This window comes from Serratia sp. JKS000199, from assembly GCF_900215455.1.
Taxonomy (GTDB): Bacteria; Pseudomonadota; Gammaproteobacteria; order Enterobacterales; family Enterobacteriaceae; genus Serratia; species Serratia ureilytica.
On sequence record NZ_LT907843.1, the window covers coordinates 1,245,917 to 1,271,366 of the forward strand.

Consider the following 25,450-nt stretch of genomic DNA (forward strand, 5'->3'; position numbering starts at 1 on the left):
GGAGTAAGGTCCATGGCCGTACAACAGAATAAACCAACCCGTTCCAAGCGTGGCATGCGTCGTTCTCACGATGCTCTGACCACGACTACTCTGTCTGTAGACAAAGTATCCGGTGAAACTCACCGTCGTCACCACATCACTGCCGACGGTTTCTACCGCGGTCGCAAGGTTATCGGCTAAGTAGCGATACCTTGACTCGTCTAACCCTGGCGTTAGATGCAATGGGCGGGGACTTCGGTCCCTGCGTCACAGTGCCTGCTTCGTTGCAGGCACTGGCCTCTAATTTACAGCTTCATCTCTTGCTGGTCGGTAATCCCGACGCCATCTCCCCTTTGCTTGCCCACGCCGATCCGGTTCTTCTGGAGCGTCTGCAAGTCGTGCCCGCCGAGTCTGTGATCGCCGGCGACGCCAAACCTTCACAAGCGATACGCGCCAGCCGCGGCACGTCGATGCGCATTGCGCTCGAACAGCTCAGCAGCGGCAACGCGCAGGGCTGCGTCAGCGCCGGCAATACCGGCGCGCTGATGGGATTGGCGAAGCTGTTGGTCAAGCCGTTGGAGGGCATTGAGCGCCCGGCGCTGATGACGGTGATCCCGAACCAGCAGCGCAGCAAAACCGTGGTGCTGGATCTGGGTGCTAACGTCGAGTGCGACAGCACCATGCTGGTGCAGTTTGCCGTGATGGGCGCGGTGATGGCGGAAGAGGTGATCGGCATTGCGCAACCGCGGGTGGCGCTGCTGAATATCGGCGAAGAAGAGACCAAAGGCCTGGATAATATCCGCGAAGCGGCCGCTGTGCTAAAAAATACTCCGGCAATCAACTATATTGGTTACCTGGAAGGAAACGAACTGCTCACCGGCAAGACCGATGTGTTGGTCTGCGACGGCTTCGTGGGCAACGTCACGCTGAAAACCATGGAAGGGGTGGTCAGGGTGTTCTTATCGCTGCTGAAATCGTCCGGCGATGGAAACAAGCGAGCCTGGTGGCTGAAATTGTTGGGCCGTTGGTTGCAAAAACGGGTGGTCAAGCGGTTCGGCCACCTGAACCCCGACCAGTATAATGGCGCATGTCTGTTAGGATTGCGCAGCACCGTAGTCAAGAGCCACGGCGCTGCGAACCCTCACGCGTTTGCAGTCGCAATCGAACAGGCTGTGCAGGCGGTGCAGCGGCAAGTCCCGGAAAGGATTGCTGCGCGCCTTGAGGCTGTATTACCTAAGAGTGACTGATCGTACATGTATACAAAGATTCTCGGTACGGGGAGTTATTTGCCCGTACAAGTGCGCACCAATGCTGATTTGGAAAAAATGGTGGATACCTCTGACGAGTGGATCGTCACGCGTACCGGTATTCGCGAACGTCGCATCGCCGCTGCGGATGAAACCGTCGCGACGATGAGCTTCCAGGCCGCTGAGAAAGCGCTGGAAATGGCAGGTGTGGCTAAAGAAGACATTGGGCTTATCGTCGTGGCGACCACCACGACGACTCACGCGTTCCCGAGTGCGGCGTGCCTGGTGCAGCAAATGTTGGGCATCAAAGACTGCGCGGCGTTCGATCTGGCTGCGGCCTGCGCCGGCTTTACTTATGCGCTCAGCGTGGCCGATCAGTACGTGAAAAACGGCGCGGTCAAACATGCGCTGGTTATCGGCGCGGACGTCTTGTCGCGCACGCTGGATCCTGAAGATCGCGGCACCATCATTCTGTTTGGTGATGGCGCAGGGGCGGTGGTGCTGGGGGCTTCTGAAGAGCAGGGCATTCTGTCTACCCACCTGCATGCCGACGGCAGCTACGGCAGCCTGCTGACGCTGCCTTACAAGGATCGTCAGAATCAAGACAAGCCGGCCTATGTCACCATGGCGGGCAATGAAGTCTTCAAGGTTGCGGTCACCGAACTGGCGCGCATCGTCGATGAGACGTTGCAGGCCAACAACATGGACCGCAGCGAGCTGGATTGGCTGGTGCCGCACCAGGCCAACCTGCGCATCATCAGCGCAACGGCGAAAAAACTGGGCATGGGGATGGACAAAGTGGTGGTGACGCTCGATCGTCACGGCAACACCTCTGCCGCCTCGGTGCCTTCCGCACTGGACGAAGCCGTGCGAGACGGGCGAATTCAGCGTGGCCAGCTGGTGCTGCTGGAAGCCTTCGGCGGCGGCTTTACCTGGGGCTCGGCGCTGGTTCGTTTCTGATTTGAACAGGAATAAAAAATGACGCAATTTGCTTTTGTTTTCCCGGGCCAGGGGTCACAGGCCGTTGGCATGCTGGCCGAATTGGCCGCACAGTTCCCGATCGTCGAAGAGACTTTCGGCGAGGCCTCTTCCGCGCTGGGTTACGATCTGTGGCAGCTGGTGCAGCAAGGCCCGGCGGAAGAGCTGAACAAGACCTGGCAGACCCAACCGGCTCTGCTGGCGGCTTCCGTGGCGATTTTCCGCGTGTGGCAGCAGCAGGGCGGTAAAGCGCCCGCATTGATGGCTGGCCACAGCCTGGGCGAATACTCGGCGCTGGTCTGCGCCGGCGTGCTGGACTTCAAGGCGGCGATCCGCCTGGTCGAGCTGCGCGGCAAGCTGATGCAGGAAGCGGTGCCGGAAGGCACCGGCGCTATGTACGCCATCATCGGCCTGGACAACGACGCGATCGCCAAGGCGTGCGAAGAGTCCGCGCAGGGACAGGTGGTTTCTCCGGTCAACTTCAACTCGCCGGGCCAGGTGGTTATCGCCGGCAATAAAGAAGCGGTTGAACGTGCAGGCGCCGCCTGTAAAGCGGCGGGCGCCAAACGTGCACTGCCGCTGCCGGTGAGCGTGCCTTCGCACTGCGCGCTGATGAAACCGGCCGCCGACAAGTTGGCCGTGGCGCTGAAGGACATCACCTTTAACGCGCCGCAGGTGCCGGTGGTGAACAACGTCGACGTACGCACCGAAAACGATCCTGAAGCGATCCGCAGTGCGCTGGTGCGTCAGCTGTACAGCCCGGTGCGTTGGACCGAGAGCGTAGAATTTATCGCAGCACAGGGAGTGACGTCGCTGCTGGAAGTGGGGCCGGGCAAAGTGCTGACCGGTCTCACTAAACGTATTGTTGACACCCTGACGGCTGCGGCGGTGAACGACACCGCCAGCCTGTCGGCGGCGCTTGAACAATAAAGAGGAAAATGATGAGCTTCGAAGGTAAAATCGTTCTGGTCACCGGCGCGAGCCGCGGTATTGGCCGAGCTATTGCAGAAACGTTTGTGGCCCGCGGCGCCAAAGTGATCGGCACCGCGACCAGCGAGAGCGGCGCTGAAGCGATCAGCGGCTACCTGGGCGCAAACGGCAAAGGGTTTATGTTGAACGTTGTTGATGCGCAATCTATCGACAGCGTGCTGGCATCGATTCGCGCCGAATTTGGCGAAATCGACATTTTAGTGAATAATGCCGGCATTACGCGTGATAACCTGCTGATGCGTATGAAGGATGATGAGTGGGAGGATATCCTCGACACTAACCTGACTTCCGTATTCCGCCTGTCAAAAGCGGTAATGCGCGCTATGATGAAAAAGCGGTTTGGCCGTATCATCACCATCGGTTCCGTTGTCGGCACCATGGGGAACGCAGGGCAGGCGAACTACGCGGCGGCTAAAGCCGGTCTGATTGGTTTTAGCAAATCTTTGGCACGTGAAGTTGCTTCTCGTGGCATTACGGTCAACGTCGTGGCACCTGGCTTTATTGAGACGGACATGACACGGGCGTTGACAGATGATCAACGCGCAGGCATTTTGTCATCAGTTCCAGCCAACCGGCTGGGCGATGCTAAAGAAATCGCCAGCGCTGTTGCATTTTTGGCCTCTGATGAGGCCGGCTATATCACCGGTGAAACGTTACATGTCAATGGCGGCATGTACATGATTTAAAAAATGTGAAAACCATTTGCGTTATTTGAGGCAAAAACCGCAAAATAGCGTAAAATCGTGGTTTGACCAGCCGGGATTTAGTTGCATCTTTTTCAGCATTTTATACACTACGAAAACCATCGCGAAAGCGAGTTTTGATAGGAAATTTAAGAGTATGAGCACTATCGAAGAACGCGTTAAGAAAATCATTGTTGAGCAACTGGGTGTTAAACAGGAAGAAGTTTTGAACAACGCTTCTTTCGTTGAAGATCTGGGCGCTGATTCTCTTGACACCGTTGAGCTGGTAATGGCACTGGAAGAAGAATTCGACACCGAGATTCCAGACGAAGAAGCTGAGAAGATCACTACTGTTCAGGCAGCTATTGATTTCATCAACGCTAGCCAGCAGTAAGAGAACATATCTAGGCGGTCGTTCGACCGCCTAAGTTTTTTCTATCCCTAGTGTCATATTTTTCCCTCCCTGGAGGACAAACGTGTCTAAGCGTCGAGTAGTTGTGACCGGACTGGGCATGTTGTCTCCTGTCGGCAATACGGTAGAGTCCACGTGGAACGCTCTTCTTGCCGGTCAGAGTGGCATCAGCCTGATCGACCATTTCGATACCACTGCCTATGCGACCAAGTTTGCTGGCCTGGTAAAGAATTTTAATTCTGAGGATTTCATCTCTCGCAAAGATGCGCGCAAGATGGACGCCTTTATCCAGTACGGTATCGCTGCCGGCATGCAAGCCATGCAGGATGCAGGTCTGGACATCACCGAGGCTAACGCCAGCCGCATTGGAGCCGCGATCGGTTCCGGCATCGGCGGCCTGGGTTTGATTGAAGAAAACCACAGTTCACTGGTTAACGGTGGCCCACGGAAAATCAGTCCGTTCTTCGTGCCTTCCACCATTGTGAATATGATTGCAGGTCACCTGACAATCATGTACGGCATGCGTGGCCCAAGCATTTCCATCGCCACCGCCTGTACTTCAGGTGTACACAACATCGGCCATGCCGCGCGTATCATTGCTTACAATGATGCGGATGTGATGCTAGCCGGTGGGGCAGAGAAAGCCAGCACCCCATTGGGCGTCGGCGGCTTTGGCGCAGCGCGCGCCCTGTCCACCCGTAATGACAACCCGCAGGCGGCGAGCCGTCCGTGGGATAAAGACCGCGACGGCTTCGTGCTGGGCGACGGCGCCGGCATGATGGTGCTGGAAGAGTACGAACACGCGAAAAAACGCGGCGCGAAAATCTACGCCGAAGTGGTTGGCTTTGGGATGAGCAGCGATGCTTATCACATGACGTCACCACCGGAAAACGGCGCTGGCGCTGCGTTGGCGATGGAAAATGCCCTGCTTGACGCCGGTGTGACCCCGTCACAAATCGGTTACATCAACGCACACGGCACCTCTACGCCGGCGGGCGACCAGGCGGAAGCGCAGGCGGTGAAATCCGTGTTCGGCGCTGATGCCCAGCGCGTGCTGGTGAGCTCGACCAAATCGATGACCGGCCACCTGTTGGGTGCGGCGGGCGCGATCGAGTCCATCTTTACCGTGCTGGCGCTGCGCGATCAGGCGGTACCGCCGACCATCAACCTGGATAACCCGGATGAAGGTTGCGATCTGGACTTCGTGCCTCACGAAGCGCGCCAGGTCAGCGATATGGAGTACACCCTGTGTAACTCCTTCGGCTTCGGCGGCACCAACGGCTCGCTGATCTTCCGCCGAGTGTAACTCGCGAGGTTGTTCGCTGATGAAAAGCCCGGTTTTTAACCGGGCTTTTTTACGCCTGGCGTCCGGCCGTCAGCAGGGCTGCGTATTGCCTCGCCGCCTGCTATTCTGCGAGCCTAATGAAATCACCCGGCAACAGGAGAAAGCATGTACTGGATTAACGGACAACGCCACGATGCGCTGGCGCCGAGCGATCGTGGCCTGCAGTTCGGCGACGGCTGCTTTACTACCGCCCGGGTTATCGACGGTAAAATCGAGCTGCTGCCCTGGCATCTGGAGCGGCTGCAGCAGGCGGCCCAACGGCTGATGCTGCCCGCCACCGATTGGCCGGCTTTCGAGCGCGAGATGGCGCAGGCGGCAGAATCAATTTCGCTCGGCGTGGTCAAAGCGATACTGACGCGCGGCAGCGGTGGACGAGGCTATAGCCCGACGGGGTGCGAAAACCCGACGCGCATCGTCGCCCGCAGCAGCTACCCTGCGCACTATTTGCAGTGGCGCGAGCAGGGTATCACGCTTGCGCTCAGCCCGGTGGCGCTGGCGCGCAATCCGCTGCTGGCGGGGTTGAAGCATTTGAACCGCCTGGAGCAGGTGCTGATCCGCGCGCATCTTGACCAGACGGCCGCCGACGAGGCGCTGGTGCTTGACACTGCCGGTATGCTGGTGGAATGCTGTGCGGCTAATTTGTTCTGGCGTAAGGGAAAAGCGGTGTTTACTCCTGACCTGAGCCAGGCGGGCGTCGCGGGCTTGATGCGGCGACGGGTGATCGCGCTGCTGGCGGGATCGGAATACCGTCTGCACTGCGTCAGCGAGCCGCTGGAGACGCTGGCCGATGCCGACGAAGTCCTGGTGAGCAACGCGCTGATGCCGCTGCTGCCGGTAAACGTTGCTCAATCATGGCGTTATCATTCGCGCCAGCTGTATGATTTTTTGCGTCCACACTGTTAACCATGGCTGATTGATGAAGAAAAGAAAGCTGAAGGTCCTGTCTGTTATTGTTGTTCTGGCATTGGCGCTGCTGTTTTGGGGCTACCAGAAGATCGAACGCTTTGCCGATACGCCGCTGGCTATCCAGCAAGAGACTATCTTCAAACTGCCTGCCGGCACTGGCCGGGTGGCGCTGGAAGGGTTACTGGTGCGCGATAAACTGGTGCGCAGCGGCCACTGGTTCCAGTGGCTGCTGAAACTGGAACCGGAGCTGGCGGAGTTCAAGGCCGGAACCTACCGGTTCACGCCGGGCATGACGGTGCGCCAGATGCTGAAACTGTTGGCCAGCGGCAAAGAGGCGCAGTTCACCGCGCGCTTTATCGAAGGCTCACGCCTGCGTGACTGGCAGCAGGTGCTCCAGCAGTCCAAATACCTGAAACACACCCTGGCGGGCAAAAGTGACGCGGAGATCGCCACCGCGCTCGGCATTGCTGCAGGAGAAACTCCGGAAGGGCGGCTGTATCCGGATACCTACCAGTATACCGCCGGCATGAGCGACATCGCGCTGCTCAAACGCGCCCACGTCCGCATGAACAAAGCGCTGCAGGCCGCCTGGGACGGCCGCGACACCAGTCTGCCGTACAAAACGCCGGAAGAGCTGCTGACCATGGCATCGATCGTCGAGAAAGAGACCGCCGTGCCGGAAGAGCGCAGCAAGGTGGCGTCGGTGTTCGTCAACCGTTTGCGTCTCGGCATGCGTCTGCAGACCGATCCGACGGTGATCTACGGCATGGGCGAGAGCTATAATGGCAACATCACGCGCAAGGATCTGGAGACGCCGACGCCTTACAACACCTATGTGATCGCCGGCCTGCCGCCAACGCCGATCGCCATGCCGGGTGAGGCCTCGCTGCAAGCGGCTGCCAATCCGGCCAAAACGCCTTATCTCTATTTTGTCGCCGACGGCAAGGGTGGGCATACCTTCACCACCAATCTGGCGAGCCATAACCAGGCGGTGCGCGTGTACCGTCAGGCGTTAAAGGAAAAGAATGAAAAGTAAATTCGTTGTAATCGAAGGGCTGGAAGGCGCGGGCAAAACCACCGCGCGCGACACGGTAGTCAATGTGCTGCGTGAACATGGCATCAACGACATCGTCTTCACCCGTGAACCCGGCGGCACGCCGTTGGCGGAGAAGCTGCGCGACCTGTTCAAGCGCGGCATAGACGGCGAATTGCCGACCATCAAGGCCGAAGTCTTGATGCTGTACGCTGCGCGCGTGCAGTTGGTGGAAACCGTGATCAAACCCGCCCTGGCGCGTGGCGCCTGGGTGGTGGGCGATCGCCACGATCTCTCTTCACAAGCCTATCAGGGCGGCGGCCGTGGCGTGGATCCGCAGCTGATGACCTCGCTGCGCGACACCGTGCTGGGGGATTTTCACCCGGATCTGACGGTCTATCTCGATCTGCCTCCGCTGGTCGGCCTGCAACGCGCGCAGGCGCGCGGTCAGCTGGATCGCATCGAGCAGGAGGCGCTGCCGTTCTTCGAACGCACCCGCGCTCGCTATCTCGAACTGGCGGCGCAGGACGAAACGATCGTCACCGTCGACGCCGCCCAGCCGCTGGAGCAGGTGACTGCGGCGATCCGCGGCTGCGTCAGCCACTGGCTGCGGCAGCAGGAAGGCGCATAATGAACTGGTACCCGTGGCTGAATGGCCCTTATCGCCAGCTGATTGGGCAGTACGCCGACGGCCGTGGCCATCATGCGCTGCTGCTGCATGCGGCGGCAGGCAATGGTGACGATGCGTTGGCCTACGGCCTGAGCCGTTGGTTGATCTGCCAACAGCGCAACGGCGAAAAAAGCTGCGGCGAGTGCCACAGCTGCCGGTTGATGCTGGCGGGCAATCACCCGGATTATCACGTGTTGGCGCCGGAAAAGGGCAAGAGCAGCCTGGGCATCGAACCGATCCGCCAGGTGATTGAAACGCTGTACGCCCACGCGCAACAGGGCGGCGCCAAGGTGATTTGGCTGCCGCAGGCCGAACAGCTGACCGAGGCGGCGGCCAACGCGCTGTTGAAAACGCTGGAGGAGCCGCCGGAGAAAACCTATTTTCTGTTGGGTTGCCGTGAGCCGTCGCGGCTGATGGCGACGCTGCGCAGCCGCTGCCTGTACTGGCATTTGGCCAGCCCGGATGAGCAGCTCAGCCTGCAGTGGTTGGGCCGGCAGGCGGCGGGCTCTCAGACAGACCGAGTCACGGCGCTGCGCCTGCACGACGGCGCGCCCCTGGCCGCCGAGCAGTTGTTGCAACCGCAGCAGTGGCAACAGCGCGGCGCCCTGTGCGCCGCATTGAGCGCCGCGCTGCCGCAACGCGATATGCTGTCGCTGTTGCCGGTGCTAAACCATGAAGACGTCGCCGAACGCCTGCATTGGCTGTGCGCGTTATTGGTGGACGCAATGAAGTGGCAACAGGGCGCGCATCACTATGTATTGAATCAGGATCAGCAGCCGCTGGTGCATCAGCTGGCCAGCCTGCTGAGCAGCTCCTCGCTGCAACAGATTGTGCAGCAGTGGCTGAACTGCCGTCATCAGCTGCTCAGCGTAGTGGGCGTCAACCGCGAGCTGCTGCTGACCGAACAGTTACTTCGCTGGGAACAGATGCTTGGCGCCGCCGGCTATTCCCAACCTCATTCGCTGTAAAGTAAAAGAGTTAAAAATTATGTTGTTAGTCGATTCTCATTGCCACCTTGACGGCCTGGATTACCAAACGCTGCACCAGAATGTGGACGACGCGCTGGCCAAGGCCAAGGCGCGCGACGTCGGCTATGTGCTGGCGGTCGCCACCACGTTGCCGGGTTACCGTTCCATGACCGAACTGATCGGCGAGCGCAACGATGTGGCTTTCTCCTGCGGGGTGCATCCGCTTAATCTGGAAGAGGGCTATGATTACGCCGAGCTGCGTCGCCTGGCGGCGGCGGAGCGGGTAGTGGCGCTGGGAGAGACCGGGCTCGATTACTTCTACCAGAAAGACAACCTTGAGCTGCAGCAGGACTCTTTCCGCGAACATATCCGCATTGGCCGTGATCTGAACAAGCCGGTGATCGTCCACACCCGCGAGGCGCGCGCGGACACGCTGGCGATCTTGCGTGAAGAGAACGCGCAAGACTGCGGCGGCGTGCTGCACTGCTTCACCGAAGATCTGGCCACGGCCGAAGCCTTGCTGGATCTGGGCTTCTACATCTCCTTCTCCGGCATCGTCACCTTCCGCAATGCCGAACAGCTGCGCGAAGTGGCACGCTACGTGCCGCTGGATCGCATGCTGGTGGAAACCGACTCGCCTTATCTGGCGCCGGTGCCGCATCGCGGCAAAGAAAACCAACCCGCCTATGTGCGTGATGTGGCTGAATACATGGCGGTATTGAAGGGCGTCAGCCTGGAACAACTGGCCGAAGCGACCACCGCCAACTTTTCACGCTTATTTCACCTCGAACTGTGATCTTTGACCTAGGCTATAGCGGTAGGTCATTGTCTGCGTAATTTTTTTTAAGCTCGTAATTAATCACTGAAACGGGTAAGGTTCGCTCCCGTTTCAGGGTGATTGGTGCGCGTTTTTTGCTCTGTTTTGCCAAAAAAACGCCGGTTTATGCAAAGTTGCCGCGGCTCGATCATCGAAACGTGATTGTCATCAAACATTGCGCAGACTATTTATTTTACTCTGCGTAATAAATTCAAGGGGTGCTCAGACACCCTGAATTGCAGGGGTTTTTCTCCCCCCCTTGCAGCGCGACCAATCGCGACAAGAAGTAGCAAAGCATTATTACTCAGGAGCACACTCAACTATGTTCAAGAACGCATTTGCAAACCTGCAAAAAGTAGGTAAATCGCTAATGCTGCCGGTGTCCGTGTTGCCTATCGCAGGTATCCTGCTGGGCGTCGGTTCCGCCAACTTTAGCTGGCTACCTGCGGTAGTCTCCCACGTGATGGCGGAAGCGGGCGGTTCGGTCTTCGCCAACATGCCGCTGATTTTCGCCATCGGCGTCGCCTTGGGCTTTACCAACAACGACGGCGTTTCCGCGCTGGCGGCGGTGGTGGCTTACGGCATCATGGTGAAAACCATGGCGGTGGTTGCGCCGCTGGTGCTGCACTTGCCGGCTGAAGAAATTGCGGCCAAACACCTGGCGGATACCGGTGTGCTCGGGGGGATTATCTCCGGCGCCATCGCGGCCTATATGTTTAACCGCTTCTTCCGCATTCAACTGCCGGAATACCTGGGCTTCTTTGCCGGTAAGCGTTTCGTGCCGATCATTTCCGGTCTGGCGGCGATCGTTCTGGGCGTAGTGCTGTCCTTCATCTGGCCGCCGATCGGTACGGCTATCCAGACCTTCTCGCAGTGGGCGGCTTATCAGAACCCGGTCGTGGCCTTCGGCATCTACGGCGTGGTTGAGCGTGCACTGGTGCCGTTCGGTCTGCACCACATCTGGAACGTCCCGTTCCAAATGCAAATTGGCGAGTTCACCAACGCGGCGGGCCAGGTATTCCACGGTGATATCCCTCGCTATATGGCGGGCGACCCGACCGCGGGCAAACTGTCCGGCGGCTTCCTGTTCAAAATGTACGGTCTGCCTGCTGCGGCCATCGCCATCTGGCACTCGGCCAAGCCGGAAAACCGCGCGAAAGTCGGCGGCATCATGATCTCCGCCGCGCTGACCTCGTTCCTGACCGGTATCACCGAGCCGATCGAGTTCTCCTTCATGTTCGTCGCGCCGATTCTGTACGTGATCCACGCTATCCTGGCCGGCCTGGCGTTCCCAATCTGCATCCTGTTGGGCATGCGTGACGGCACCAGCTTCTCGCACGGCCTGATCGACTTTATCGTACTGAGCGGCAACAGCAGCAAAATCTGGCTGTTCCCAATCGTCGGCATCATCTACGGTCTGGTGTACTACACCATCTTCCGCGTGCTGATCGCCAAGCTGGATCTGAAAACGCCGGGCCGTGAAGACACCGCTGCCGAGCAGACTGCGCAGGGCGGTTCCGAAATGTCCGCCGCGCTGGTTCAGGCCTTCGGCGGTAAAGAAAACATCACTAACCTGGATGCTTGCATCACCCGTCTGCGCGTCAGCGTGGCCGACGTGTCCAAAGTCGACCAGGCGGGCCTGAAGAAACTGGGCGCAGCCGGCGTAGTCGTCGCTGGCTCCGGTGTGCAGGCCATCTTCGGCACCAAGTCCGACAACCTGAAAACCGATATGGACGAATACATCCGTAATCACTGATTCAGGCAGGGGAGTTATCAAGGGAGGCGAAAGCCTCCCTTTTTTGTTGCCTGTCGTCAGGCGCTAAGGCGCTGTTCGAGTTCGGCGAGAGAAGGAAGGAACCAGACCTGTTCGCCGCGGTTGGCTTCGCGCACGAAATCTTGCAGCGCGTTGCTTTTCGCCAGCCAGGGGGTGATATCGCCTAGCAGCGCCACGCGCAGGCGGTAGTTGATGAATTTCTGCAATACGGCGCCGGCAATGCCGCTTCTGAGCTGGAAAAAGGTGGCGTCCAGGCGGTTGACGGGGAGGGCAATCATCCCTGCCTCATGTTCAAAGGCGGGCGCGATAAACAGGCTGACGTCGTTTTCGTCTTTCAACATCGGCCCGGCTTCGGCGAAAACCACCAGGCACAGATCATGGATTTGCTGCACGGCGTAGCTCATCGGTGCTCCGGGATTCAGGGGTTGGCATGTTTTTGCAGGTAATGCTCGAACACCGCCAGCGTTTCGTCCGAGATATGGTGTTCAATCCCTTCGCTGTCCAGCTCGGCGGTTTCGCTCGGCACCCCGAGGCACATCAGCAGATCGACCACGATGCGGTGACGGCGGCGCACCTTCTGCGCCAGCTGTTCGCCTTCCTCGGTTAAAAACACCCCGCGATAAGGGCGCGACTCCACCAGCCCGGCGCTTTTGAGCCGTGCGATATTTTTGATCGCCGTCGGGTGAGAGACGCCGAAGCGGCGCGCGATATCGGTGGTTCTGGCTTCGCGGGTGCTTTGCAGCAAATCGGCGATCAGCTCAACGTAATCTTCGATCAGCGCATTGGACTGCGCTTCGCGGGCGCGGCTAAAACGCATGGCGTGCTCGGCCTCGTCCGGCATGTCGGTCTGGGCGTGGCGGTCGGCGTTATCTGGCGCGCGGGTAACCATAGCGTAGGGCGTCCTGTAAGAATAAAAAAGGCGTCTCCCGGCAATAGCGGGAGGGTTGCCCTAAGTTAGTCCAAATAGCACACATTATCAATTCGATGCCATGCATTGTGGTAGTTAGAAATATCTCTACACAAAGCCCATTAATTTCGCCTGTTGCATAAAGTGTAGCCGATGCTACATTGTCAGCATGATCGGTGGAAAAATAACCAGTAAAAGATTAAGGGTACTTCATGCGAGACGCGGCAACCCCCTCATCGTTAACCGAACGGACCAACATCGCGATTGGCGCCGCCCTTGCCGGGCGCAAGCGCGGCGCCTTTACGCCGCTGCTGTTCGCCGGCCCGGCGGTGATTGCCTCGATCGCCTATATGGACCCCGGTAACTTCGCCACCAACATCCAGGCCGGGGCGAAATACGGCTATAGCCTGCTGTGGGTGGTGGTGATGGCCAACCTGATCGCCATGCTGTTCCAGGCGCTGTCGGCCAAGCTGGGTATCGTCACCAACCGCAATCTGGCGGAGATGTGCCGCGATCAGTTTTCACGGCCGGTAGTGATCGGCATGTGGCTACTCAGCGAAGTGGCGGCGATGGCCACCGATCTGGCGGAGTTTCTCGGCGGGGCGATCGCGCTGGCGCTGCTGTTCCACATGCCGCTGCTGGCGGGCATGGGGGTGACGGCGGTGATCACCTATGCGCTGCTGATGGTGGAGAAAAAAGGTTTTCGTCCGGTTGAGCTGATGATCGGCGGCCTGGTGGGCATCATCGCGCTGTGCTACCTGGTGGAAATGTTCATCGTGCCGGTGGATTGGCAGGCGGCCGGCATCGGTATGGTGACGCCGCAGTTGCCGGATGCGCAGGCGCTGACCATCGCCGTCGGCATTATCGGCGCCACCGTAATGCCGCACGCCATTTTCCTGCACTCGGGGCTGACCCAGCACCGCAGCCCGGCCAGCGACAACGGCGAGCGGCGCAAGCTGCTGCGTTTTTCCAATATTGAAGTGGTGATCGCGCTGGCGCTGGCCGGGCTGGTGAATATTGCGATGGTGATCATGGCCTCGAGCGCCTTCCACGCCGGTAACAGCGACGTGGCCGAAATTGGCACCGCCTACCATACGCTGACGCCGCTGTTCGGCGCGGCGGCGGCCGGCATCTTCCTGGCTTCGCTGATCGCCTCCGGCATTTCCAGCTCGGTGGTGGGCACCATGGCCGGGCAAATGATCATGCAGGGCTTCGTCGGTTTCCGTATCCCGGTGTGGGTGCGCCGTCTGGTCACCATGGTGCCGGCGTTCATCGTGGTGGCGATGGGCGTCAACGCCACCGACGCGCTGGTCTACAGCCAGGTGGTGCTGAGCCTGGCGCTGCCGGCGCCGATGATTGCGCTGGTAATGTTCACTCGCCGCCGTGACATCATGGGCGAGTTCGCCAACGGCCGCTGGACCAGCCTGGCGGCGGTGGTCGGCACGGTGGTGATTGTGCTGCTCAACGTGGTGTTGCTGCTGCAGACTTTCGGTGTCGATATCCCCGGGTTGGGATGAGCTGCGCGGTCAGTGCCCGGCGGATTTACCGGCGAACAGTTCGCTGATGAAGTCGACGAAAACCCGAATTTTATGGCTGCGATCCCGCAGGCGCGGATAGAGAATATTGATCGGCGCCCCAGGGGGCGCCCACTCCTGCAGTATCGGTTCCAGTTCGCCCGCCTTCAGATAGTTTTCCAGCGTGCAGTCCAGCAAGTAAACCAGGCCGAGATGGTTCCTGGCCACCTCACACAGCGATTGTGAATGGTTGAAGCTCAACAGCGGGCTGGGCGCCAGACGGTAGCGCTCGTCATCACGAATGAACTGCCAGTCGTCCGCCGCCGCCGCGCCTGAACGGATAAATCCCAGCCGCTGATGGCGTTGCAACTGCTCCGGGTGTTCCGGCCGGCCGTGGCGCGCAAAATAATCGGGAGACGCACAGCACAGATAACGGGGTTGCAGCAATGGGCGGCTGACCATCTCGGGGATGTTGCCGGCGCCGATGCGAATAAACACGTCGGCGCGATCTTCCGCCGGATTGACCAAGCGATCGCTGACCGACACGCTGAGCTGCAACTCTGGGTATTGCGCCAAAAAAGCCGGGAGCGCCGGGGCGATATGCATGCTGCTGAGCATCGAGGCTATCTCGACCCGCAGCGGTCCTCGTGGTTGTTCAAAATCGCACGACATGTCGTTTTTCAGCCGGTCAAACTGCTGCAAAATTTCTTGCGCGGTGCGATAGCAACGCTCCCCGGCGCTGGTCAGCGAGAAGCGCCGGGTTGAACGCTTGAACAGGCGTTGCCCGAACTGTTTTTCAAGCTGATTGATGCTGTATGTGACGCTGGCCGGAGAGAGCCCCATTTTGGTTGCCGCTTGGCTGAACCCCTCCATTTCCACCACCTGGCAGAATACGCGCAGCGCGTGCAGTTCATTCATGTTAACGGCTTCCATTATTTAAATTATTAAAAGAGTATTTTTAAATATGTCGGCTGTCAATTTAACGCGGTATTGGATAATTTATTTCCAGCGTTTTTATTTATCTGAAATCGCATCCTGTATTGCCATTATGAAATAACGCCTGAGAGGATATTTATATGAAAAAATTAACTGCCGTATTGTTATTGGCGGGCGTGGGCTTGTGCGGCCAAAGTTATGCCGCAAGCAGCGAGGCCGCATCGCAAAGTTACAGGGTTTCCGCTGAGGCGGGCGTCGCGGCCGAGCAGAAGGCGGTGTATAACCTGATAAGCCGCTACCAGGCAGCGCTTAACGCCGGCGATACGCAAACAATTTTGTCACTTTTTGCCCCGGAAAGTTACTCGCAATGGAACGAAAAACCGACGGCGGACAGCAATGAAAAACGCCGACAACAGTATGACAATTTATTTAAAAACGAGAAATTTGAAACCGAGTTTGCTTATGACAGCATCAGTGTGAACGGGAATATGGCCTATGTGCGCACGCACCATCATCGCGGCGCGACGGTAACCCGAATAAGCGACGGAGCCACCTTGATCGATTTAAACCGTGAAGTATTTGTATTGGAGAAACAGCAGGGCCAGTGGAAGATCGTGGTCTACACCTTTAATACCAACCCGATTCAAGGGGTGAGTTGAGTGACACTGACAAAGGCCGCGCAAGCGGCCTTATTGTGTCGCGCGACGGCTAAAGATTCCCCACGCCGCCGTCCATCTGCAGCTCCGCGCCGACCATAAAGGCCGACTCATCCGCCGCCAGAAACACCGCCGCTTTGGCCAGCTCCAACGCGCAGCCCATGCGGCCGATCGGCACCAGCGCGCGGATATCGTCGCGCAAGGCCCGCTCATCCGCTTCCGCCAGCCCCAGCTTACCCAGCGCCGGGGTTTCGGTCGGGCCGGGGCTGAGGCCGTTGACGCGAATGCCGCGCGCGTGCAGCTCGCCGGAGAGCGTTCTGGCCAAAGACAACAAACCGGCTTTGCTGGCGGCGTAGGCGCTGCTCTGCGGCAGGCCGATATGGGCGCTGACCGAACCGCACAGGATCACTGAAGAAGGGTTGGCCAGCAGCGGCAGCAGCGCCTGGATCAGAAAGAACGGCCCCTTCAGGTTGATGTCCATCAGCCGCTGGTAGCTCTGCTCATCCCACTCCTGCAGCGGGCGATGCGTGACGTCGCCGGCGTTAACGTACAGCACGTCCAGCCGCGGCCACCGTTGCTCCAACTGCTGCGCCAGCGCGCGCTGCTGTGGGATGTCGCCGGCGTCGCTCAGCAGCAGCAGCGCGTTGCCTGCCAATGCCTGGCCCGCCGCGTCCAAGGCGCGTTGGCTGCGGCCGGTGATCGCCACCGTTGCGCCCTCGGCGATGAATTGGCGGGCGGTTTCCAGCCCGATGCCGCTGGTGCCGCCGGTAATCAATGCGTATTTGCCTTGCAGTCGTGACATAACCGATTCCTCTTTAGCGTCTGTTGCGGCATTATTTGCGCTATAGTTCCTTTTGCATAGTAGGCACCTTTTGGATACTAAAGGACGAGGTGGGATGAAATGACGACGCAAGCGCCCTTAACGGCGGAAAATAATTTGTCGGCGCTGCCGACGGCGGGCGAACCCTGCCCGATGGTGGACTTCGTCAATCTGGTGTCGGGCAAATGGGCGATACCCATCCTGTACCGGCTGATCATAATCGATGGCCCGGTGCGATTCAGCGAGCTGCAGCGGGCGGTGGCGCCCATCGCGCAAAAAGAGCTGACGCGCCAGCTGCGGCTGTTCGAACAACGCGGTCTGGTGACGCGGCAGGTGTATCCCGAAGTGCCGCCGCGGGTGGAGTATCAGGTCACCGCGCTGGGCAAATCGCTGCGGCCGACGCTGGACTCGCTGGCCGAGTGGATGCGTCGGCATGCCCCGCAGCTGATCGGCGGTTAGTCGCCGATGCCCGGCGGGTTGATGGTTGAACGCTCGACCTTTTCGTCGCCTTCGCCCCAGCGTTCCAGCACCTGCGCGTATTCGCCGCTGACGATCGCGCCATTGATCGCGGCGTTGACGGCGTTCACCAATCCGTTGCCTTTTTTGGTGGTGACCGCGACGTAGGCCACGTTGGGGCCGATGCCGACCATTTTGGTTTTGCCGGTCAGCGCCGCCTTGTAGGCGCCGGTGGAGTGGGGGCCGAAGAACGCATCGGCGCGCCCGGACTGAATGCTGAGGTTGGTGGCGGCGTCGTCGGTCACGTAGATCGGCTGTACCGGCGGCAGCCCGGCGGCGCGATTCTGCTTATCCCATCCCAGCAGAATGTTTTCCTGATTGGTGCCGGATCCGACGATGATCCGCAGCCCGGCCACGTCCTGCGGGCGGTTGATCGAGGTGATGTGGCTGGTGGATTTGACGTAAAAGCCCAGCGTGTCCACCCGGTAGGTGGCGAAATCGAATTTGGTTTTACGCTGTTTGGTGACGGCGATGTTGAAGATCGCCGCATCGTATTTGCCCGCGCTGATGCCCAGCGGCCAATCTTCCCAGGAGGTGGGCACCAGATTCAGCTCCAGCCCGAGGCTGTCGGCCACCAGGCGGGCGATGTCCGGATCGCTGCCGATCAGCGTTTTATTGTCTTCGGCGAACAGCGCCAGCGGCGGAGAGTTCTCGAATGCTACCGCCACCGTCAGCTTGCCGGGCACCGCGAAGTGAAAGTTCGCCGGGATCAGCGCGATAGCCGCCGGGTTTTTCTCCGCGCGTATCGGCTCTCGGTTAGCCTGCAGGTCGATACCGCCCGTCGTGGCCGCCTGCACGGCGGCGCTCAGCAACAGCGCGCACAGCGCCGCAATCTTCAGTGGCATAGTGCCCTCTATCCTTTGTTAATCATGGGGTTACTATTGGCGGCGGCGCGGGGCAAGTAAAGCAACAATAGTGAATAACCAAAGTGAAAAGATGCACAAGCGGGGCGACGGCCTGCGCGAATCTGCAGCACTCGACGTGGAAAGTGCGCAATCAGGTTGAAAGCAGTAGAATTTGTCACTCATACTGCGTACAGCTAATTGTGTAAAACAAGGAACGCCAGATGGCCGAAGAAACGATTTTCAGTAAAATTATCCGCCGCGAAATCCCTGCTGATGTGGTTTACCAGGATGAACTGGTCACCGCTTTCCGTGACATCTCCCCCCAGGCGCCCACCCATGTGCTGATCGTTCCCAACGTGCTGATCCCAACCGTCAACGACGTGACCGTGGAGCATGAGGCCGCATTGGGCCGGATGATCACCGCCGCGGCAAAAATCGCCGAACAGGAAGGCATCGCCGAAGACGGCTACCGCCTGATCGTCAACTGCAACCGCCACGCCGGTCAGGAGGTCTATCATATTCATATGCACCTGGTCGGTGGCCGCTCGCTGGGGCCGCTGCTGTCACGTTAAGCGAGGAAATCATGCGCGGTAAAAAAACTCTGCGTTGTCTGATGGCGTTGGCGCTGCCCGCCGCGTTGCTGATGGGGTGCAGTTCGCCATCCGGCATTGCGGTTAACCGGGGGCAAACGGTGGTGATGGATCCTTCGGTGCTGACCGCCGGCATTTTTGCCGATACGCCCTCTGTCTCGAACGCTTCCGGGCGGGTGATGGCGACTTCGGTGCTCAATAACAGCCAACCGACGCCGGTCACCGTGCATTATCGTTTCTATTGGTACGACGCGCAGGGGCTGGATATTCGCCCCTTCGAGAAACCGCGTGAGATCGTCGTGGCGCCTAACTCGGACGCCAAAATCTACTCGATTAACGGTAATCTGGAAGCTAAAAGCGCGCGTCTGTATCTGTACCTGTAAGCGCTTGCCAGGTTTGGAGAAAAAGCATGAAAAAGTACGTCTTAGTGGCGCTGGCCGCATTCACCCTGAGCGGCTGTCTGTCGCGCCCGCCTGAGCCGGATCAGCCGTTGCCGCCGGTCACCGTCGAACCGGAACAGCCGACGCCGCCGGTCGAGCAGCCGCAGCCGCCAACCACCGAGCCGGTGCCGCAGCCGCCGAAAATCCAGCAGCTCGACTGGCTGGGCAGCGTTCAGCCGCTGGTGAATCAGATGCTGAAGGCCGATGGCGTTACGGCCGGCAGCGTGCTGCTGCTGGACAGCGTCAAGAACAACACCAACGGCTCGCTGCAGATGGGCAAAGCCACCGCGGCGCTGTATAAGGCGCTGGCGTCGAACTCCACCTTCAGCGTGGTGCCGGAAGCGAAGCTGACGAGCGCCAGACAAACGCTGGGCCTGTCGGCGGATGACAGCTTCGGCTCGCGCAGCAAGGCGATTGGCCTGGCGCGCATCGTCGGCGCGCAGTACGTGTTGTACAGCGACGTCAGCGGCGACGTGAAGTCGCCGGCGTTGGATATGCAGCTGATGCTGGTGCAAACCGGCGAGATCGTCTGGTCGGGCAATGGCGCCGTTAAACGCTGAGGCCGCGCTGCGACAATTGATGGAAACCAGACTGCCGGCGGTGAATACCGCCGGTTGTCATTTCAGCCCGGTGCAGGGGCTGACCGGCGAGAGCTGGCGCATCGACGGATCGGGCATTACGCTGCTGGCGCGGCAAAACAGCGCGGAGAAACGCGCGCTGGGCGTGAGCAGACGGCGGGAAACGCAGGTCTTGCGTCGCTGCGCGTCGGGGCTGGGGCCACGGGTTTTCGCGCAGAATAATCAGTGGCTTGTCCTCGAATGGCTCGAAGGTGACATCGTCACAGAAGCTGAGTTTGACATGCTGAATCAACGCGGCGAGCTGGCGGCGATGGCGACGACGCTGCATCGGCGGCCGCTCAGCGGTTACCGGCTGGATCTGCGGCGGCAGTTCCTCCGCTACTGGCAGCAGCTGGATACGCGGCGTTTAACCCCCGCCTGGCTGCGTTGGCAGCGTCATTTCTTACGCTGCGCGCCGCCGCGGCCATTACGCCTGGCGCCGCTGCACATGGACATCCACCCGGGCAATTTGCTCGCGACCGGCGAGGGGCTGCGGCTTATCGACTGGGAGTATGCCGCCGACGGCGATGTGGCGTTGGATATCGCCGCGCTGTTTCGCGGCAACGGCTGGGCGGCTGAGCCGCAGCAGCGCTTTTTGCAGCACTATGCGCGTCAGGGCTATCACGATGTCGCCCGGCTGCAGGCGCAGGTGCAGCGCTGGCTGCCGTGGGTGGATTATCTGATGCTGCTGTGGTTTGAAGTGCGCTGGCAGCAGAGCGGCGACGTTGAATTTTTGCGCTGGGGCGCGGCGCTGCGCCGGCAATTCTGTTTATCATCATCCGAATTCTGAACGAACAATATGAAGTGAGGTGCCCGTGGGCCCAGTAATGCTAGATGTCGCCGGCTACGAGCTGGATGCAGAAGAACGCGAGATTCTGAAACACCCGCTGGTTGGCGGATTGATCCTGTTTACCCGCAATTTCCACGATGCGGAGCAGCTGCGTGAGCTGGTGCGCCAGATCCGCGCCGCTTCGCACGATCGGCTGGTGGTGGCCGTGGATCAGGAGGGCGGGCGCGTGCAGCGCTTCCGCGAGGGCTTCACCCGCTTGCCGGCGGCGCAATCGTTCGCCGCCTTGAACGATGCGCAAGAAGGTGGCCGCCTGGCGCAGGAGGCCGGCTGGCTGATGGCGGCGGAGATGATCGCGCAGGATATCGACATCAGCTTTGCGCCGGTGCTGGACATCGGCCATGCCAGCGCGGCGATCGGCGAGCGTTCGTTCCACAGCGATCCGCAGCAGGCGTTGGCGATGGCGGAGCGCTTTATCCTCGGCATGCACAGCGCCGGCATGAAAACCACCGGTAAGCACTTCCCGGGGCACGGCGCCGTCAGCGCCGATTCGCACAAGGAAACCCCGCGCGATCCGCGGCCGCTGGCGCAGATCCGCGAGCATGACATGGCGATCTTCCGCGAGCTGATCAATCGTCAATTGCTGGACGCCGTCATGCCGGCTCACGTCATCTATACTGAAGCGGACCCGCGTCCGGCCAGCGGCTCGCCGTACTGGCTGCAGCAGATCCTGCGTCAGGAACTGGGCTTCGACGGCGTGATTTTCTCCGACGATCTGTCGATGGAAGGCGCCGCCATCATGGGCAGCTATGCCGAACGCGGCCAGGCGGCGCTGGATGCCGGTTGCGATATGATCCTGGTGTGCAACCACCGCGCAGGCGCGGTCAGCGTGTTGGATAACCTGTCCCCGGTCAAAGCAGAGAAGGTGAAGCGGTTATATCATCGCGGTCAGTTCACCCGTCAGGAACTGCGCGACTCCGAGCGCTGGCAGCAGGCGCACAAGGCGCTCAGCGCGCTGAGCGAACGCTGGGAGGAGCACAAGCAGCGTTCGCAAGGGTGAATCCAGGCGCCGCATCGCGGCGCAGAGCGGAAATGATGAGGGCCGCGCCCGCGGCCCTTGGCTTGTTGCGAGGATCCACATGATTATCTATTTGCACGGCTTCGATTCCACCAGCCCCGGCAATCATGAAAAGGTGTTACAGCTGCAGTTTATCGATCCGGATGTGCGCTTTATCAGCTACAGCACGCTGCACCCGCGTCACGACATGCAGCATCTGTTGAAAGAGGTGGACAAGGCGGTGCAGCAGGGCGGCGATGCGCACCCGTTGATCTGCGGGGTCGGCCTCGGCGGCTTCTGGGCGGAGCGCATCGGCTTCCTGTGCGGCATTCGCCAGGCGATGTTCAATCCCAACCTGTACCCGGAAGAGCACATGCACGGCAAGATAGACCGGCCGGAAGAGTATCGCGATATCGCCACCAAGTGCGTGGAGGATTTCCGCGAGAAAAACCGCGATCGCTGTCTGGTGGTGCTGTCGCGCCACGACGAGGTGCTGGATAACCGGCGCAGCGCCGAATTGCTGCATCACTACTACGAGATCGTGTGGGATGAACAGCAGACGCACAAGTTCAAAAACATCTCGCCGCATCTGCAGCGGCTCAAGGCGTTCAAGGCGCTGGGTTAACAGTTTCATAACGCTGCCGCGAGCCGCGCTCCCCGTTTTTCACCGACGGAAAGTGCGGCTTTTTTGTGCGCCAAAGCCAGATTTTGCGTGGCAATCGGCAAAATTTAAAACTGTGACTCAGCGCTAACTATTTGAATCGCAATCCCCAAAAAATGCCCTCGTCCAGCCTTTAACCAAAAAAAATTGATGTACGTCAATTTTGGTATGACCAAATAACCTCACATGCTATTCTGGCTGCAGAGAGCCGATTTATTTTACGCGAACCCTATGTATTCTAAGGATATTATTTATTTACCCTGGGATAACAAATGGTTCACATTTAGGGGGTTATTTTGACAACGCCAAAGAAGAAAATCGTTATTGTCGGCGGCGGCGCCGGTGGTCTGGAGCTGGCGACCAGCCTGGGCCATAAACTTGGCCGTAAGAACAAAGCCGAGATCACGCTGGTGGATCGCAACCACAGCCATTTGTGGAAACCGCTGTTGCACGAAGTGGCGACCGGCTCCCTCGATGACGGCGTGGATGCGCTCAGCTACCTGGCGCACGCGCGCAATCACCATTTCAGTTTCCAGCTGGGGTCGTTGACCAACATCAACCGCGAGACGCAAACGCTGCAGCTGGCGCAGATCTGCGACGAGCAGGGCGGCGAGCTGGTGCCGGCGCGTGAACTGCCGTACGACATCCTGGTGATGGCGCTGGGCAGCACCTCAAACGATTTCGGTACGCCGGGCGTGAAAGAGCACTGCATCTTCCTGGATAACCCGCATCAGGCACGTCGTTTCCACAACGAAATGCTTAACCTGTTCCTGAAGTTCTCGGCGCAGCCGGGGCAAAAAGAGCGGGTCAACATCGCCATCGTCGGCGGCGGCGCCACCGGCGTTGAACTGTCCGCCGAACTGCACAACGCGGTGAAACAGCTGCACAGCTACGGTTTTGAAGGCCTGGACAACAGCGCGCTCAACGTGACGCTGGTCGAAGCCGGCGAGCGCATTCTGCCGGCGCTGCCGCCGCGCATTTCCGCTGCGGCGCACCAGGAGCTGATCAAGCTGGGCGTGCGCGTGCTGACCAACACCATGGTGACCAGCGCGGACGCCAAAGGCCTGAATACCAAGGGCGGCGAGTTCATCGACGCCGATCTGATGGTGTGGGCGGCGGGCATCAAAGCGCCGGACTTTATGAAGGACATCGGCGGCCTGGAAACCAACCGCATCAACCAGTTGGTGGTGGAGCCGACGCTGCAGACCACGCGCGATCCGAACATCTTCGCCATCGGCGACTGCGCCTCTTGCCCGAAAGAGGGCGGCGGTTTCGTGCCGCCACGCGCCCAGTCGGCGCACCAGATGGCCTCACGCTGCGCCACCAATATCCTGGCGCTGATGAACGGTCAGACGCTGAAGCCTTACGTGTACAAAGACCACGGTTCGCTGGTGTCGTTGTCGCGCTTCAGCACCGTCGGCAGCCTGATGGGCAACCTGATGCGCGGCTCGATGATGGTGGAAGGGCGCATTGCGCGTTTCGTCTATATCTCGCTGTACCGCATGCACCAGGTGGCGCTGCACGGCTACATCAAAACCGGCCTGATGATGCTGGTGGGCGGCATTAACCGGGTGATCCGCCCGCGCCTGAAGATGCACTGATCCCGCCGTTGTCGATCAACCCGCGCCGGTTCGCCCGCGCGGGTTTTTTTATGGCGGCGCGAGGCTAACGGCGGCGGTTGCTTGATTCTTCAGCATAAGCTGTCGCCGACATGGGTAAAATTCTTAAGATTCCTCCTAAACAACGGCAAAACGGCCGTTTTCCCGCATTTTTGGTCCCCTTGTCTTATTGCGAGCCCTCAAATCATTGTGCAGACTTTACCTCGTTTACAGACGGCGCGTCGCGCACGCCGTAAACCGGGATACCGCAAGCCGCCCATGCGCAAAATAATAAGCGCGGTGCCATGCCGGTAACAGACCCGGAAAAAATGCGTGGTAACACTTTCAGGAGGTTTCCTGTGAACAAGTCAATGTTAGCCGGTGTTGGGATTGGCATCGCTGCCGCTCTGGGGATTGCCGCGGTAGCCAGCCTGGACGTCTTTTCTGCCGGTCCGCAATATGCGCAGGTGCTCGCCGCAACGCCGATTAAAGAAACCATCAAAACGCCGCGTCAGGAATGCCGCAACGTCACCGTCACGCACCGTGCACCGGTGCAGGATGAAAACCGCATCGCCGGTTCTGTGCTGGGCGCAGTGGCGGGCGGCGTGATCGGCCACCAGTTCGGCGGCGGTCGCGGACGCGACGTGGCGACCGTGGTGGGCGCTCTGGGCGGCGGCTACGCCGGTAACCAGGTGCAAGGGGCGATGCAGAATAACGACGTCACCACCAGCGTTCAGCAGCGTTGCAAAACGGTCTACGACAAGTCTCAGAAAATGCTGGGCTATGACGTGACCTACAAGATCGGGAATCAGCAGGGCAAGATCCGCATGGATCACGATCCGGGCACCCAAATCCCGTTGGACAAAAACGGCCAGCTGGTGCTGAACAGAGCCTGATCGACGCATTCTAATTAAACCCGCGGGCAGTGTTAGTTCTGATCGTTTAACTCGGTTAAGCGAGCGGCGTTAACATTGACGCGGGTTTCTGCTTTTTGTCTGCCCGCGAATTCGACGATCGTTCTAATGTCTGCGTGCGATATCACTGGGCAAAACTTCAAAAAAGCCCCCGCGTTTGTTATATTATTGTGCGATTAAGCGGTGTGTTCGGCGCTAATCGCCGCACCGGCCAAACCCGAGTATTTCGTCTCGCAGAGATAACGACATGTTAGATTTTCGCTTTCCGACAGCGTTGCAAATGGTCCTTAGCGTCGCCGTAGCTGAGAAGCAGGGCATGCGTTCGACGAGCGCCACGCTCGCCGCCACTCTGGAAGCTAACCCGAGCTTTATCCGCAAACTGATGGTGCCGCTGACCAAAGACGGCATCATCGTTTCCACCCTGGGCCGAAACGGCTCTATCCACCTTGGCCGCCCGGCGGAAGAGATTACCCTGCGGGATATCTACCTGGCGGTGATCGACGACAAGCGCATCTGGGCCTCACGCCCTGAAGTGCCGGCCCGTTGCCTGGTGAGCGCCAACGCCTGTTGGTATTTCAAATCGGTGGTGAACGAGGCCGAGCAGGCTTCGCTCGCGGTGCTGGCGCGCCACACCGTGGCTGACTCGCTGGCCGAACTGGAGCGGGGTGACAAGCGCGCCTGTGCGGAATATGCCGCTGCGCAAGAGGCTGAAACCGCCGATAAATAATCGCGGTTCGCATGCATAAAAAAAGGTCGGGCAATGCCCGACCTTTTTGCATGTTAAGACGAG

30 protein-coding genes are annotated in these 25,450 nt (G+C 59.5%); 25 read left to right on the plus strand and 5 right to left on the minus strand.

Annotated elements, in window-relative coordinates; translation table 11 throughout:
- The first annotated feature begins 12 nt into the window (after positions 1 to 12).
- The 13 genes from rpmF (at position 13) to ptsG (ending at position 11,784) form a co-directional block, all read left to right on the plus strand.
- The gene (rpmF, locus tag CPH57_RS06000; RefSeq protein ID WP_004927778.1) at positions 13 to 180 is read left to right on the plus strand and encodes a 50S ribosomal protein L32; all 168 of its coding nucleotides are present in this window, start codon (positions 13 to 15) and stop codon (positions 178 to 180) included.
- 11 nt (positions 181 to 191) lie between these two features.
- Positions 192 to 1,226 (plus strand): phosphate acyltransferase PlsX, encoded by a 1,035-nt coding sequence (gene plsX / locus CPH57_RS06005; protein ID WP_071841648.1) that lies wholly within the window; start codon positions 192 to 194, stop codon positions 1,224 to 1,226.
- Between the two features lie 6 nt (positions 1,227 to 1,232).
- Positions 1,233 to 2,186 carry a beta-ketoacyl-ACP synthase III gene (locus CPH57_RS06010; protein ID WP_033642683.1) on the plus strand — a complete coding sequence of 318 codons (954 nt, stop codon included), beginning with the start codon at positions 1,233 to 1,235 and terminating at the stop codon, positions 2,184 to 2,186.
- A gap of 18 nt (positions 2,187 to 2,204) precedes the next feature.
- Positions 2,205 to 3,134: an ACP S-malonyltransferase gene (gene fabD, locus CPH57_RS06015; RefSeq protein WP_033642684.1), complete on the plus strand. Its 930-nt coding sequence runs from the start codon at positions 2,205 to 2,207 to the stop codon at positions 3,132 to 3,134.
- Positions 3,135 to 3,145: 11 nt separating this feature from the next.
- A complete protein-coding gene (gene fabG / locus CPH57_RS06020) occupies positions 3,146 to 3,880 on the plus strand; it encodes a 3-oxoacyl-ACP reductase FabG (protein ID WP_004928729.1) in 735 nt (244 codons plus the stop codon).
- A gap of 154 nt (positions 3,881 to 4,034) precedes the next feature.
- The gene (gene acpP, locus CPH57_RS06025; protein ID WP_004719003.1) at positions 4,035 to 4,271 is read left to right on the plus strand and encodes an acyl carrier protein; all 237 of its coding nucleotides are present in this window, start codon (positions 4,035 to 4,037) and stop codon (positions 4,269 to 4,271) included.
- An 82-nt stretch (positions 4,272 to 4,353) separates the two neighbouring features.
- Complete coding sequence (fabF, locus tag CPH57_RS06030) at positions 4,354 to 5,595, plus strand: beta-ketoacyl-ACP synthase II (RefSeq protein ID WP_033642685.1); 1,242 nt, start codon at positions 4,354 to 4,356, stop codon at positions 5,593 to 5,595.
- Between the two features lie 144 nt (positions 5,596 to 5,739).
- Complete coding sequence (gene pabC / locus CPH57_RS06035) at positions 5,740 to 6,537, plus strand: aminodeoxychorismate lyase (protein ID WP_033642686.1); 798 nt, start codon at positions 5,740 to 5,742, stop codon at positions 6,535 to 6,537.
- 13 nt (positions 6,538 to 6,550) lie between these two features.
- The gene (gene mltG / locus CPH57_RS06040; RefSeq protein WP_033642687.1) at positions 6,551 to 7,576 is read left to right on the plus strand and encodes an endolytic transglycosylase MltG; all 1,026 of its coding nucleotides are present in this window, start codon (positions 6,551 to 6,553) and stop codon (positions 7,574 to 7,576) included.
- Positions 7,566 to 8,204 carry a dTMP kinase gene (gene tmk, locus CPH57_RS06045; protein ID WP_069100839.1) on the plus strand — a complete coding sequence of 213 codons (639 nt, stop codon included), beginning with the start codon at positions 7,566 to 7,568 and terminating at the stop codon, positions 8,202 to 8,204. Before mltG ends, tmk begins: the two co-directional genes overlap by 11 nt.
- Positions 8,204 to 9,211: a DNA polymerase III subunit delta' gene (gene holB / locus CPH57_RS06050; protein ID WP_033642689.1), complete on the plus strand. Its 1,008-nt coding sequence runs from the start codon at positions 8,204 to 8,206 to the stop codon at positions 9,209 to 9,211. The genes tmk and holB overlap by 1 nt, the downstream gene beginning before the upstream one ends.
- Before the next feature lie 19 nt (positions 9,212 to 9,230).
- Positions 9,231 to 10,007, plus strand: coding sequence for a metal-dependent hydrolase (locus CPH57_RS06055; RefSeq protein WP_033642690.1), 777 nt, complete (start codon positions 9,231 to 9,233; stop codon positions 10,005 to 10,007).
- A 343-nt stretch (positions 10,008 to 10,350) separates the two neighbouring features.
- The gene (ptsG, locus tag CPH57_RS06060; protein WP_019455831.1) at positions 10,351 to 11,784 is read left to right on the plus strand and encodes a PTS glucose transporter subunit IIBC; all 1,434 of its coding nucleotides are present in this window, start codon (positions 10,351 to 10,353) and stop codon (positions 11,782 to 11,784) included.
- A gap of 56 nt (positions 11,785 to 11,840) precedes the next feature.
- Here ptsG and CPH57_RS06065 read toward each other — a convergent pair whose 3' ends face one another.
- Both CPH57_RS06065 and mntR read right to left on the minus strand, forming a co-directional pair.
- Positions 11,841 to 12,206, minus strand: coding sequence for a DUF4180 domain-containing protein (locus CPH57_RS06065; protein ID WP_046686859.1), 366 nt, complete (start codon positions 12,204 to 12,206; stop codon positions 11,841 to 11,843).
- Between the two features lie 14 nt (positions 12,207 to 12,220).
- On the minus strand, positions 12,221 to 12,691 hold the full coding sequence (gene mntR, locus CPH57_RS06070) for a manganese-binding transcriptional regulator MntR (protein ID WP_089196924.1): 471 nt from the start codon (positions 12,689 to 12,691) through the stop codon (positions 12,221 to 12,223).
- 230 nt (positions 12,692 to 12,921) lie between these two features.
- On the opposite strand from mntR, the gene CPH57_RS06075 reads away from it, so the two are divergent.
- Positions 12,922 to 14,226: an Nramp family divalent metal transporter gene (locus CPH57_RS06075; RefSeq protein WP_033642695.1), complete on the plus strand. Its 1,305-nt coding sequence runs from the start codon at positions 12,922 to 12,924 to the stop codon at positions 14,224 to 14,226.
- 9 nt (positions 14,227 to 14,235) lie between these two features.
- Here the strand turns inward: CPH57_RS06075 and CPH57_RS06080 are convergent, their stop codons facing one another.
- Positions 14,236 to 15,141, minus strand: a complete 906-nt coding sequence (locus tag CPH57_RS06080; RefSeq protein WP_096242138.1) for a LysR family transcriptional regulator — start codon at positions 15,139 to 15,141, stop codon at positions 14,236 to 14,238.
- Positions 15,142 to 15,299: 158 nt separating this feature from the next.
- Here CPH57_RS06080 and CPH57_RS06085 point away from each other — a divergent pair, with 158 nt between their 5' ends.
- Positions 15,300 to 15,818, plus strand: a complete 519-nt coding sequence (locus CPH57_RS06085; protein ID WP_042784212.1) for a DUF4440 domain-containing protein — start codon at positions 15,300 to 15,302, stop codon at positions 15,816 to 15,818.
- 49 nt (positions 15,819 to 15,867) lie between these two features.
- Here CPH57_RS06085 and CPH57_RS06090 read toward each other — a convergent pair whose 3' ends face one another.
- Positions 15,868 to 16,617, minus strand: a complete 750-nt coding sequence (locus CPH57_RS06090) for an SDR family oxidoreductase (RefSeq protein WP_096242139.1) — start codon at positions 16,615 to 16,617, stop codon at positions 15,868 to 15,870.
- Between the two features lie 99 nt (positions 16,618 to 16,716).
- Here CPH57_RS06090 and CPH57_RS06095 point away from each other — a divergent pair, with 99 nt between their 5' ends.
- A complete protein-coding gene (locus CPH57_RS06095; protein ID WP_080273385.1) occupies positions 16,717 to 17,094 on the plus strand; it encodes a helix-turn-helix domain-containing protein in 378 nt (125 codons plus the stop codon).
- On the opposite strand, the gene CPH57_RS06100 is transcribed toward CPH57_RS06095, so the two are convergent.
- Complete coding sequence (locus CPH57_RS06100; protein ID WP_060659655.1) at positions 17,091 to 17,996, minus strand: transporter substrate-binding domain-containing protein; 906 nt, start codon at positions 17,994 to 17,996, stop codon at positions 17,091 to 17,093. The genes CPH57_RS06095 and CPH57_RS06100 overlap by 4 nt on opposite strands.
- A 221-nt stretch (positions 17,997 to 18,217) precedes the next feature.
- Here CPH57_RS06100 and hinT point away from each other — a divergent pair, with 221 nt between their 5' ends.
- The 9 genes from hinT to CPH57_RS06145 all read left to right on the plus strand — a co-directional run bounded on the left by hinT (position 18,218) and on the right by CPH57_RS06145 (position 25,387).
- Complete coding sequence (gene hinT, locus CPH57_RS06105) at positions 18,218 to 18,568, plus strand: purine nucleoside phosphoramidase (protein WP_004928776.1); 351 nt, start codon at positions 18,218 to 18,220, stop codon at positions 18,566 to 18,568.
- An 11-nt stretch (positions 18,569 to 18,579) separates the two neighbouring features.
- The gene (locus CPH57_RS06110; RefSeq protein ID WP_025302428.1) at positions 18,580 to 18,969 is read left to right on the plus strand and encodes a YcfL family protein; all 390 of its coding nucleotides are present in this window, start codon (positions 18,580 to 18,582) and stop codon (positions 18,967 to 18,969) included.
- A 26-nt stretch (positions 18,970 to 18,995) separates the two neighbouring features.
- Positions 18,996 to 19,586, plus strand: a complete 591-nt coding sequence (gene lpoB, locus CPH57_RS06115) for a penicillin-binding protein activator LpoB (RefSeq protein ID WP_025302429.1) — start codon at positions 18,996 to 18,998, stop codon at positions 19,584 to 19,586.
- The gene (thiK, locus tag CPH57_RS06120) at positions 19,567 to 20,433 is read left to right on the plus strand and encodes a thiamine kinase (RefSeq protein ID WP_096242140.1); all 867 of its coding nucleotides are present in this window, start codon (positions 19,567 to 19,569) and stop codon (positions 20,431 to 20,433) included. Before lpoB ends, thiK begins: the two co-directional genes overlap by 20 nt.
- A gap of 37 nt (positions 20,434 to 20,470) precedes the next feature.
- Positions 20,471 to 21,490, plus strand: coding sequence for a beta-N-acetylhexosaminidase (nagZ, locus tag CPH57_RS06125; protein ID WP_046686865.1), 1,020 nt, complete (start codon positions 20,471 to 20,473; stop codon positions 21,488 to 21,490).
- Between the two features lie 79 nt (positions 21,491 to 21,569).
- Positions 21,570 to 22,112 carry an alpha/beta hydrolase YcfP gene (gene ycfP / locus CPH57_RS06130; RefSeq protein ID WP_015377468.1) on the plus strand — a complete coding sequence of 181 codons (543 nt, stop codon included), beginning with the start codon at positions 21,570 to 21,572 and terminating at the stop codon, positions 22,110 to 22,112.
- Positions 22,113 to 22,444: 332 nt separating this feature from the next.
- On the plus strand, positions 22,445 to 23,749 hold the full coding sequence (locus CPH57_RS06135; RefSeq protein ID WP_004928794.1) for an NAD(P)/FAD-dependent oxidoreductase: 1,305 nt from the start codon (positions 22,445 to 22,447) through the stop codon (positions 23,747 to 23,749).
- Between the two features lie 356 nt (positions 23,750 to 24,105).
- Complete coding sequence (locus CPH57_RS06140; protein ID WP_004928798.1) at positions 24,106 to 24,642, plus strand: glycine zipper 2TM domain-containing protein; 537 nt, start codon at positions 24,106 to 24,108, stop codon at positions 24,640 to 24,642.
- Between the two features lie 265 nt (positions 24,643 to 24,907).
- The gene (locus CPH57_RS06145) at positions 24,908 to 25,387 is read left to right on the plus strand and encodes an Rrf2 family transcriptional regulator (protein WP_033642703.1); all 480 of its coding nucleotides are present in this window, start codon (positions 24,908 to 24,910) and stop codon (positions 25,385 to 25,387) included.
- Positions 25,388 to 25,450 lie beyond the last annotated feature (63 nt).

Bases quoted from the DNA above. Each gene is read 5' to 3' on its own strand.
- nagZ (WP_046686865.1), top strand. From the start codon at position 20,471: ATGCTAGATGTCGCCGGCTACGAGCTGGATGCAGAAGAACGCGAGATT.
- CPH57_RS06095 (WP_080273385.1), top strand. From the start codon at position 16,717: ATGACGACGCAAGCGCCCTTAACGGCGGAAAATAATTTGTCGGCGCTG.
- fabG (WP_004928729.1), top strand. From the start codon at position 3,146: ATGAGCTTCGAAGGTAAAATCGTTCTGGTCACCGGCGCGAGCCGCGGT.
- fabD (WP_033642684.1), top strand. From the start codon at position 2,205: ATGACGCAATTTGCTTTTGTTTTCCCGGGCCAGGGGTCACAGGCCGTT.
- CPH57_RS06075 (WP_033642695.1), top strand. From the start codon at position 12,922: ATGCGAGACGCGGCAACCCCCTCATCGTTAACCGAACGGACCAACATC.
- ycfP (WP_015377468.1), top strand. From the start codon at position 21,570: ATGATTATCTATTTGCACGGCTTCGATTCCACCAGCCCCGGCAATCAT.
- mltG (WP_033642687.1), top strand. From the start codon at position 6,551: ATGAAGAAAAGAAAGCTGAAGGTCCTGTCTGTTATTGTTGTTCTGGCA.
- CPH57_RS06080 (WP_096242138.1), bottom strand. From the start codon at position 15,141: ATGAATGAACTGCACGCGCTGCGCGTATTCTGCCAGGTGGTGGAAATG.
- pabC (WP_033642686.1), top strand. From the start codon at position 5,740: ATGTACTGGATTAACGGACAACGCCACGATGCGCTGGCGCCGAGCGAT.
- CPH57_RS06010 (WP_033642683.1), top strand. From the start codon at position 1,233: ATGTATACAAAGATTCTCGGTACGGGGAGTTATTTGCCCGTACAAGTG.
- CPH57_RS06110 (WP_025302428.1), top strand. From the start codon at position 18,580: ATGCGCGGTAAAAAAACTCTGCGTTGTCTGATGGCGTTGGCGCTGCCC.
- CPH57_RS06145 (WP_033642703.1), top strand. From the start codon at position 24,908: ATGTTAGATTTTCGCTTTCCGACAGCGTTGCAAATGGTCCTTAGCGTC.
- acpP (WP_004719003.1), top strand. From the start codon at position 4,035: ATGAGCACTATCGAAGAACGCGTTAAGAAAATCATTGTTGAGCAACTG.
- rpmF (WP_004927778.1), top strand. From the start codon at position 13: ATGGCCGTACAACAGAATAAACCAACCCGTTCCAAGCGTGGCATGCGT.
- holB (WP_033642689.1), top strand. From the start codon at position 8,204: ATGAACTGGTACCCGTGGCTGAATGGCCCTTATCGCCAGCTGATTGGG.
- mntR (WP_089196924.1), bottom strand. From the start codon at position 12,691: ATGGTTACCCGCGCGCCAGATAACGCCGACCGCCACGCCCAGACCGAC.
- thiK (WP_096242140.1), top strand. From the start codon at position 19,567: ATGGCGCCGTTAAACGCTGAGGCCGCGCTGCGACAATTGATGGAAACC.
- CPH57_RS06055 (WP_033642690.1), top strand. From the start codon at position 9,231: ATGTTGTTAGTCGATTCTCATTGCCACCTTGACGGCCTGGATTACCAA.
- lpoB (WP_025302429.1), top strand. From the start codon at position 18,996: ATGAAAAAGTACGTCTTAGTGGCGCTGGCCGCATTCACCCTGAGCGGC.
- CPH57_RS06085 (WP_042784212.1), top strand. From the start codon at position 15,300: ATGAAAAAATTAACTGCCGTATTGTTATTGGCGGGCGTGGGCTTGTGC.
- tmk (WP_069100839.1), top strand. From the start codon at position 7,566: ATGAAAAGTAAATTCGTTGTAATCGAAGGGCTGGAAGGCGCGGGCAAA.
- CPH57_RS06065 (WP_046686859.1), bottom strand. From the start codon at position 12,206: ATGAGCTACGCCGTGCAGCAAATCCATGATCTGTGCCTGGTGGTTTTC.
- CPH57_RS06090 (WP_096242139.1), bottom strand. From the start codon at position 16,617: ATGTCACGACTGCAAGGCAAATACGCATTGATTACCGGCGGCACCAGC.
- ptsG (WP_019455831.1), top strand. From the start codon at position 10,351: ATGTTCAAGAACGCATTTGCAAACCTGCAAAAAGTAGGTAAATCGCTA.
- hinT (WP_004928776.1), top strand. From the start codon at position 18,218: ATGGCCGAAGAAACGATTTTCAGTAAAATTATCCGCCGCGAAATCCCT.
- CPH57_RS06100 (WP_060659655.1), bottom strand. From the start codon at position 17,996: ATGCCACTGAAGATTGCGGCGCTGTGCGCGCTGTTGCTGAGCGCCGCC.